The sequence below is a fragment of the Pantoea sp. ANP04 genome, from assembly GCF_041982285.1.
GTDB classification, from domain to species: Bacteria; Pseudomonadota; Gammaproteobacteria; order Enterobacterales; family Enterobacteriaceae; genus Pantoea; species Pantoea eucalypti.
Genome location: NZ_JAUTYS010000054.1, coordinates 1 through 721, shown reverse-complemented (window position 1 = coordinate 721; position 721 = coordinate 1). Strand labels below are relative to the sequence as shown.

Genomic DNA, 721 nt, shown 5'->3' with positions numbered 1-721 from the left:
CGTCAAGCTTGTTGTCACCGTTCTAGCCCGCGCTCCTGGTCTGCGACTTTTGCTTGCCCACGGGTATATTCGATCTTGACCAAGCTACCGACGACCGGCTGCTTGGTCTTGAAAATCGAAAGGTCGTGTTTGACCAAAATTGGCTTTTTGGCACTGTCATCAAGCAAATAGATAGCGTTTTTCGAGTTGTCGACATGCATCACATTGCCTTGATACGTCTTCAGCGCGGCCGTTTTGTCTGGTTTCTGAGCGCCGGTTAGATCGTAGATTCCTCCCGGCATGTCATTGCGAGCGCCAATCCGCTTTGAAACCCATTCGCCGTCCTTTACGGTGTCGACAAGTCTTGAGCCATTCATGATGACGAGTATTTGGTGCCCCTCGGGCTTGAGTGGACGGGAATTGTTTAAAAAGCCTTCTTTGCTGTAGTCGCGTGCCATTTTCAAGTCTCCGGTGATCAACGAGTACGCTCGGCATGACGTTCAACCTGCGGCCGGGCTTGTTCCTGCTCTTGCCCTCTTCTCGCGGCGGTTTTATCGTAAATGGGTACCGGAGGGACTGCCCCTTGTTTGTCTAGGGACTGCAAGCGTTTGCTGACAGCTTCTCGAGCTGCTGCGCGCTGATCTGGATCTTTGAATTTGGAATCAATCACTTTTTCTGCGATAGCTTCGACCACTTTGGCTCTGTTGGACTTTACGACCCAGCTATTACGCTCGGTTTCTAT

The 721-nt window shown here is 51.3% G+C and carries 2 protein-coding genes; both read right to left on the bottom strand.

Going from position 1 to position 721, the window contains the following annotated elements:
• Window positions 1–14: 14 nt before the first annotated feature.
• Window positions 15–437 carry a KfrB domain-containing protein gene (locus tag Q7C21_RS22270; RefSeq protein ID WP_305950064.1) on the bottom strand — a complete coding sequence of 141 codons (423 nt, stop codon included), beginning with the start codon at window positions 435–437 and terminating at the stop codon, window positions 15–17.
• A 17-nt stretch (window positions 438–454) separates the two neighbouring features.
• Window positions 455–721 (bottom strand): hypothetical protein (locus tag Q7C21_RS22265; RefSeq protein ID WP_375151125.1); only part of this gene is annotated, 267 nt, incomplete at its 5' end.

Coding starts and splice junctions, on each gene's coding strand:
- Q7C21_RS22270 (WP_305950064.1), bottom strand. CDS start 437: ATGGCACGCGACTACAGCAAAGAAGGCTTTTTAAACAATTCCCGTCCA.